General features: G+C 71.3%; 1 protein-coding gene. It reads right to left on the bottom strand.

The features are described from left to right. The coding region (locus VIW71_RS17070; RefSeq protein WP_331623169.1) for a scabin-related ADP-ribosyltransferase at window positions 1–8,396 on the bottom strand (8,396 nt) is incomplete at both ends.

The following is an 8,396-nucleotide window of genomic DNA, read 5'->3' as shown; positions in this document are numbered from 1 at the left end:
CACAGTTCACCGCGGCACCGTCCGAGACGGCCTCGCCGGCGTCACCGACCACGGCCGTACCCGCCTCGGCCACCACCTCACCGACAGCACCGACCAACTGCTGCCGACTGAACGAGCGCACACCCGCCGCCCCCTGCGACCTCAGCTGTCCCTGCGTCGCCTCAGACGCAGACCTCTGCGTCTGCGGAAGTCTGTCCTCCATCCCGGCGGTCGTACCGTCGGACACGGTGCCCTCGAGGCGCGGGGCGTTCGCCTCGTGGCCGTCCGAGCGGTCGCCGGTGTCCGAACGCGCCACGGTGCTGCCGTCCGCCTCGGGCTGCGTATGGACCTCGGTCTGCGTACGCACCGGAGGCGGTGCGGACTGCGTCCGGTTCGGGTGCTCGTCGACCTCGATGATCGCCCGGCGGCGCAGCGTCTCGCGGTCGGCGCCGGTGTCGAACGGCTGCTTCCGGCCCATGGCACGGCCGAGGGTCTGGACGGCCACCATCGACGAGTCCATGGTGACGGGAGCGCGGCGCCCCTCCTGGAGGGTGCTCAGCGCCGACTCCAACGCGCGTCGGAACTCCTCGGCGACCGCGTGGGCGCGCTCCCATCCGGTCTGCGTGGCGGCCATGGCCCGGTCGGGCGTGGGCAGCAGGCTGCCGTTGCCGCCGCCATACACCACCACCCGCGGCAGGGGCAGCCCGCGCCGCCTGTTGGCGATCGCCACCCGGGCCGTGTGCTCGGCGAGCTCACGCACCGTCTGCCGCTGTTCCGCCGACAGCGCCTTGGCCCGGCGGTCGAACCGCACTTCCCGCAGGCGCACCTGCGGTGCCGGGTCGCTCCCGTCTGCATGCGTCCGGGTGTCCCACGCTACGTCCGACCGCTGCGGATCGCCCGTCGCCGGCGTGATCCCCTCGGTTTCGTACGTCTCCTCAGCATCTTGTTCTGCCGGTTCCACCTTCCGAACAAGCTGCTCCGCGAACCGCACGCGGTTCTCCACTGGCGCCGGTTCGACGCGCGCAGGCTCCACCAGCGCCGGTTGCACGGTACCGGGCTCCGCGGACACCGACTCGGTGTCCTCCTGGGCGTCGGGGCGCGGGTCCGGCGAGATCCCCAGGAGCTCTGCTTCGACGCGGTCGGCCGTCGAGAGGGGCTGCGGCGCCGTCTCGTCCAGTGGAGCCGACTCGACTGCCGACGAATGGGCCGGAACCTCCGTGACCGCTGTCGGGACGGTCTGCTCCTCCGCGTCGGGATGGAGGGTCGCCTGCTCCTGACCGGCCTGCTCCGAGATCTCGGCCTGGCTCGTCAGGACCAGGCCGCCGCGCGGGAACGGCACAACCGGCACCGGCTCATCGGCCTCGAACTCCTCCGAGTACGAGGACCGGTCGGACTCGTCCGCGTCCTCGGGCGCCCGGGTCACGGCCGGGCCCGATTCATCGTCGTTCGCGTCCACCTGACGCCAGCCCCGCGACACCGGGGCCGGGACAGGGGGCTCGACGACGTCCGTGGCCCGAACGGACTGGACGGTCTGCTCCTGCGAAACCTCCCCCTGCTGGATGCCCATGTCGTCCTGCTGCGGGGCCGGGTGCTGCCGCACCTCGGACGGCTGCTCCCGCCGCGGCGCCTCCTCCTGCGGGGCCTCCTTCAGCGGAGCCTTTTCCTGCGGGGCCTGCTGCGGGGGAACCGCCGGCTGGGTGTCCTGCTGAGCGGTCTGCTCGTGCAGCGTGTCGGCGGGGGTCTCGGACGGCGCCTCCGGCGGCTCCTCCGTCGTACGCAGGACGATGTTGCCCGCCACCCAGCGGGTGCCGCGCGGGCCCCGGACCTCCAGCAGGCCGACCGCCCAGACCTGGTGGCCCCGGACCCCGTCCGTCGCGCCCGCCATGGGCGTGCCGAAACGCAGCATCTCGCGCCGGGGGGCGGACAGCGAGTGCGTCTGCCCGGCGGCGGTGCGCTCGCCGCCGAGCGGGACCGTGGGGCCGAGCCGGTCGGTGGCGGAGCTGTCCAGCGGTCCGCTGTAGCCGAAGGTCAGGGCCGGGTTCATTCTCAGGTCCGCCTGGGAGAACGAACCGTCGTTGGCGATCTCGACCCGGTCGATCGCGGTGTCCAGGCTGTCCGACTCGCTGCGCGGCGCGTGGATCGACAGCCGGATCGAGGTGCCGGACGCGCCCGGCTGTCCCAGGTACGGCGCGGTGGCGGCCGGCGGGAGCAGCGTGAGGCGGCCGGTCTGGGCCAGTTGGGTGAGGCGGATGAACATGCCCTCAGCGGACATGGACGTGGGCAGCGCCCGTGTCCCGCCCAGCGTCGGGTCGACCTCGCGCAGCGCCTGATCCAGTTCCGCGGTCCCGTCGAAGTCGTAGATCTCGAACGGCCGGCGAGGAACCCACGCCTGACCGCTCAGCACCGCGCGGACCGCGTCCGGGACCTCCGTGTCGATCACGGTCTGGTCCGGCTCCTGGGGCAGCGCGAGTGTGGGGTCAGCCGTGTAGAGGTCGGGCGTGATCGGCCGACGCCGCTGCGTCACCTCGACAGGCGTCTCCGATCCGTTGAAGCGGATCACCGCACGCGCGTCGACGTTCTCGGTGCGCTTCCGCGCGGGATGATGCGGCAGCAGACCGGACAGGGAGCCGCGCAGGGTCTCCGGGAGCAGCCCGTACGCCTCCGTGAGCAGGTGACTCAGCCCGGTGTACCGGCCGATCACGCCCATCCCGCCCACCAGCGTCTGGAGGACGGCGACGGTCAGTACCTCGCTCATCGGTGTCGCGGTGACGGTCACCTCGTAGGCGTAGGCGAGGTCGAACTCGAAGGTGCCCAGCATGCTCCGCTGCCAGGCCCGCCGTTCGCGCGTCGAGGTCGCCGCCTCGGTGACGCCGGTCTGCCGGGTCATCGACACGGTCGGGCGGAACCGGTGGCCGTCGTGCTGGACCAGCGGTGAGAAGTCCAACTCGTCGGCGCTCGAGGTGGTATGGGTCTGCCGGGTCGTGCCGGGGACGGGCAGAGTGCTGCCCTCGCCGCTGGAGTGGCCGAGCACGTTGTCCAGACCGGCGTTCTGCAGGGCCGACCGGCCGCGCGCCGCGGCGGGGTCCGCGGCCGGGCGCGCCCGCAGCTTCACCTCGACGAGCATCGGGCCCAGCCAGGAGCGGTGGACGAAGTGGAAGGCGGTGTGACCGGCCGGACCGGCGTTTACCAGTGTCCTCATGCCGAGCGAGGAACCGTGCTCGTTGATGCGAGACAGGACGCCCGGCAGATAGGTGGCGTGGCCGGGCACGGTCGCCCCCGGGGCGATCTCCTCAACGAGTTCCCGGATCTGGTCCTGGAAAGCGGACCTGCCCGCATCGGGGTGGACCTCGGTCACCGAACCGAAGCCGATCTGGCCGCCGCTCTGAACGAACGAGGGGGGCAGCATACGGTTGCGCGGGCCGGCGTCCTGAGGCTCGGGGACGCCGTCGAGCCTGAACTCCGGGTGATTGATGAGGTCGTTGTCGTTGAGCAGGATCTCCAGGCCGTCCGGGATCTCGATGACCCGGGTCTCCTCCAGGTACGGGCGTCCGGCCACCGTGCCGGTCACGACGTTGCTCAGGCCGGCCTGCACCGTGACCTTGTACGTCACCTTGCCGCTGAACCGGTGCGCGGGAATGTCGTTCTCGCTCGTGACGCGCAGCGCGGCCGAGTTGTCGTTCACGGTGGAGCCGTCGGTGACGGTGCTCTTGTGCACGAACCGGCCCGACGGGGCGAACGTACGCCGCGAGTCACCGTAGTCGGCGGCGACCGTGGCTCCGTACGCGTGACCGCGGCTGTCGTTCCGGGTCTCGGCCGAGGCGTCGACGGACTGGATCCACCGCTCGTAGTCCATGACTCCCGGTCGCGGCAGGGCCTTGACCTCCGTCACGAATCCCTCGACCTTGATCGTGACGACCTGGCCCGCGATCACGCCCGAGGTGCCGGGGCCTTCCACGACGTAGGAGTCCCGGAAGATCCGGTAGGCGTTGGCGATCATGTGGTGCGGGGAGAGTGCGGACTCCACGACCTCCTGGGCGACGCTCTCCGGGGCGGTCATGTCTTCCCCGAAGCCGAGCCGGCTGGTCCACCGCCAGACCCCGGCGGCCTGGGTCGCGGTCCACCGCACGGCTGCCAGGCCACCGCCCAGCACGCCGGCCGCGGAACGGTGCAGCAGCGCCGTCAGCGTCGGGGCGTTGCCGGTCTGTGCCGACTGCTCCTGCTCGCCCCCGTCGTCTTGGGGCTGGTCGGCCTGATCCTCGGTCTCTGCACCGTCCCGCTGCTGCCCGGTGGCGACGGACTCGGTGGCGACGGACTCGGCCGCGGCGGACTCCGTGGCGGCGGGGTCGGGCGCGGTCGATGTCCCCGGCACCGACTGGAGTGCGATTCCCTCCTCGGTCTCCGCCGGCCGGGTGACCGGCGGCGTCGCGGTGACCGTCTGCTCCTGCGGGTTCTCCACCCAGGCGCCGGGCACGGTGCCTGCCTCCGGGGTGTCCTCCTCCTTCTCGCGGGCCAAGGCGCTGAGTATCTCCCGCACCGCCGTACGCACGGCCTCGCTGCCCTCGACCCGGTCGAGCAGGGCCGTCTCGGGCAGCCGCAGCGCGCCGGCCGGCCCGTCCGCGTCCGCCTCGGTGAGCGGGCGCGACTGGGGCATCGCCCGCGGCCCCTGAGTGTCGCGCTCGGTGAGGGTGCGGTACGTGGGCAGCGCCACGCTCACGGTTCCCTCGGCTTCGCCCTGCTCCGGAGCGGGTCCGTGGCTCCAGGACAGCTCGGTCCGGTACGTGACAGGGATCGTGTGGAGCTGAACGCCGTCCTCGGTGGGGCTGCCGGTGGGGCTGAGGATGTAGAACTCGTGGCCGGTGCCCGCGCTGGAACCGGTCACGGTGGAGCTCTGCCGGCTGTAGGTGTACTCGGGGGTGACGCCCTGGAGCCACAGGTTGCCGTTACGGTCGAACGGATTGGTCACCGAGCCCTGGAGGCCGCCGCTGAGCGTCCACGGGGCGCGGGTGAGCTGCTCGTCTCCCGCGATCGTGGAACCGGTGTAGTTGAGCGTCTGAACAGCCATCAGGTGCTGGTCGTGGGTGACTCCCCCGTCCGTGTCGTCTCCGTCGGGGTTCTCCAGGTAGCGGCGTTCCGCCGTCATCCGGAACGACACGCGCTGGGTGCCCGAGAGCGTGGGGAGTTCGAACCAGACGGTGTGACCGCCCTCGATCATCTCGTCGAGTTCCGCCCGCAGGCCCATCCTGGAGCGGATCTGTTCCAGCTTGCGGACGTTGTTGAGCCGCTGGACGTGCAGGGCGTTCTCCACCACCGCTCCGGGCAGCGAGGAGGCCCGCCCGGGCGGCAGGAAACCGTGGTCGCGCAGCCAGTTCTCGAGGTCGGCGAAGAGCGGTTCGGTTCCGTCGACGGACAGCGGGGTCGCGGAGACGCCGAGGGACCGCAGATGAAGGACATCGGACGGCAGGTAGCGCGGGGCCTTCGGCGTGCCGGAGACGGTCCCGGCGGACGGCACCCGCAGGATCAGCGGGTGCCTGGTGCCGACCGCGAGGGGCGAGTCGTCGGCCGGGCCGCGCTCGGGGCCGTCGGGCCGTACCAGGGTGATGTGGTAGACCGCGTCGACCAGCTCGCGCAGCAGCGGCTTGCCGGTGCGCAGGGAGTGCGAGGTCTTCGCGCTGCCGCCGGAGTTGAGGGTGTGGGTCACCTGGTGCTGGGTGGCGACCTGCGGGTTCACCGTGAAGCCGATCGGCTCGACTCCGGTGGCCGGGTCCGGCAGGCCGGCGGCGAAACCGAGGCCGACTCCGACCCCCACACCGGACGCGTTCGCGACGGCGGCGCTGCCCGTCATCCGGACCGTTCGCAGGACATGGGATTCCAGCACGGAGTTGCGGGTCGGCGGTCCGACGATCGCGTCGGGCCCGGTCCGCTCCTCCAGGTCGGCGTGCACCTTCAGCATGCCGATGACGGAGCCGTCCTTGGCGAAGAGGGTCGGCGAGGTGTGCCGACCGCTGTAGATGAGGGGCAGGTTGCCGCGGAGGTTGCCCTCACCGAAGAACTGGCGGAGCTCGTCCAGTGACGCCTCGGAGATGTCCTTCAGGTCCTGCCGGAAGGACGTCAGCACGTCGGAGAAGAGAACGTCGGCGCGCGGCACGCTCTCCACCGCGAACAGCGGGACCCGGTTGACCAGCGTGTCCAAGGGCGCCGGGCGCTTGTCCGCCTCCTCGTGCGTCAGAGTGCCGGGGTCGGCCTCGTCGTCTACGAGGTGCTTGGGGAACCAGACGGTCAGCGCCGAGGGCGCCTGGGTCTGCGGTGTGTGCCACTGGCCGACGGTCTGGGCGGCTGTGGGTGCGTCCGTGATCTGGACAGCCACGTCATCCGTGGTCCGGTCGGCCACGGCGTCCGTGGTCAGGACAACCGCAGGGTCCGTGGTCCCGTCGGCCGGTTGGTCGGTGATCTGGGCGGCCGTGACGGCCTGGTTGAGCCCGGTCACCGTCCGGATCTGCCAGTTCATCACGTACTCGTACGGCCAGGAGCGCTCCCGGCTGCGAAGCAGGATCATCGGCTGCACGGTCGCGCCGGCGGAGACCGTCGTGGTGGTCTGGTTGTGGGTGTACGTGAACTGCGGCTGCACGGTGACCCGCCGCAACCAGCCGGTGTGCGGGAGGGGCCAGGTGTGCGCGTGGCTGAGGCTCATCGACCGCAGATCGCCGACGCTGTCGGTGTCGCCGATCTCGCTGATCCCGAAGTCCCAGCGCTGGATGTTGACCGGTGGGCCGTCCGGCATCTCGTGGATCTGGGGGTCGACCTGGCGGGGGGCGGACAGTCCGAGGCGTACGGCGACCTGGTACGTCCGCCCGCGGTAGGGCGCCCGGACCGGAAGGCCGTGCTCGCTGAACAGTCGGGCCCACTCGCTGCTCAGGAACCGGGACGTCAGGGTCCTGCGGACCGCCTCCCGGAAATCGGCGTCCTCGCCCCGGTCGCCCTCGACCTGCCCGAACACCTGCTCCTGGAGCCAGGTGACGGTCTCCTCAGGGACGGGTGCGACGTACACCAGGCCCTGCTCACCGTCCCGGGTGGTCCCGAACTGCGTGATGGCGCTGCTGAGCGGCGGCGCGGCAGGGGCGAGCACCACGTCACCCGTGGTGCCTGCAGTGTCCTGCTGTTCTCCGGTCGGCGGGACGTGGGACGGTCCGGGTTCACCGGCGGTGGCCTGGTCCCAGTCCGGCGGCAGACCGGGCATGTCGTCCACAACCGTCCGGGCGGCCTGCTGCCGTTCCTGGTCGAGGGGCAGGTCATGGGCGCCGGGCTGCCAGGTTATTTCCCTCGTCTCCGGGTTCCAGAGACCGGTGCGGTCCGCCTGCTTGTCGTAGACACTGACGACGGCCTCGGGACCGATGCTCCCGGTGAACGCGACCTCCTGCTCCCAGTTGAAGGTGTACTGCTTCCCCTGGCTCTCCAGAGTGGGGGCGACGTCGACTCCCGTGGGGTCGGCGTTGCGGGAGGGGTCGATCCGGTAGCGGTAACGGGTGTCGCCCCGGAACCACAGCTCGCGGTCCTTGCTCGTGGAGACGAACTGCGCCGTCGGGTATCCACTCACCCAACGGTGAACCGTGACGACGTTGCCGGTGTCCTCGGCAACGAATCCCTGCTCGAACACTTCCTCGGGCGGACGGTTGGAGAAGCGCCAGAGGGTTTCGCGGGGCTCGCTCTCGACGACGATGTCGCGGTCGTCCGGATGAACAAGTCCGTAGTCGACCGCGGCTTGCGTGTCCTGCCCCCGCTCGTTGTCGCCGCCCACGGCAAGAGCCCGTGAAGCGGTGAGCGCCGGGGTGGTCTGCTGTCCCGCGTGGGTGTACGGCGCGAAGACGTCTGCGATCTGCTGGAGGTGGTCGGAGGTGAGGACGAAGCGGGTCTGTCCCGGACGGCCCCGGAACGGGCCCATCAGGCTCGACTCGCCTTCGGACAGGTGCTGTTCGGCCCGCTCGCCGGGAGTCAGCAGCGTCCGCGGGTCCGCCTGGTCGTCACGGACACCAAGCCCGTGCAGCACTGCCTCGTGCAAGTACGCCGCCGGGTGCACATCCGTGAACCACACGTCCTGAAGCATCCGCCGGGCAGGCTCCGGAAGCCCGCGACGGACCTTGACCACCGTGTGGGCCTCGTCGGCCGTGTCGACGAATTCGACGCCGACCTGCAGTATCGGACCGGGCGACTGTGGCCCCGTCACCTGGTCGGGCTGAAGTGCGGGAAGCCGGTACCGCTGCTGGTTGATGAGCTGGTCGAGGGTGCGGGTGAGCTTCCCGCGGAGAGCCGCGATCTCCTCGTCGCCGGGCGTGACGCTCGCACGAAGGGCCGCGATCTCATCGGGCGTGGCATGCTCGCCAAGAGCCGCGATCTCATCAGGCGTGACCTCCGCCGGCCGCAGG

Source organism: Streptomyces sp., from assembly GCF_036524955.1.
In the GTDB taxonomy this organism is placed as follows: Bacteria; Actinomycetota; Actinomycetes; order Streptomycetales; family Streptomycetaceae; genus Actinacidiphila.
Note: the sequence above shows the minus strand (reverse complement) of the source record. Positions and strands in the feature narration are given on the sequence as shown.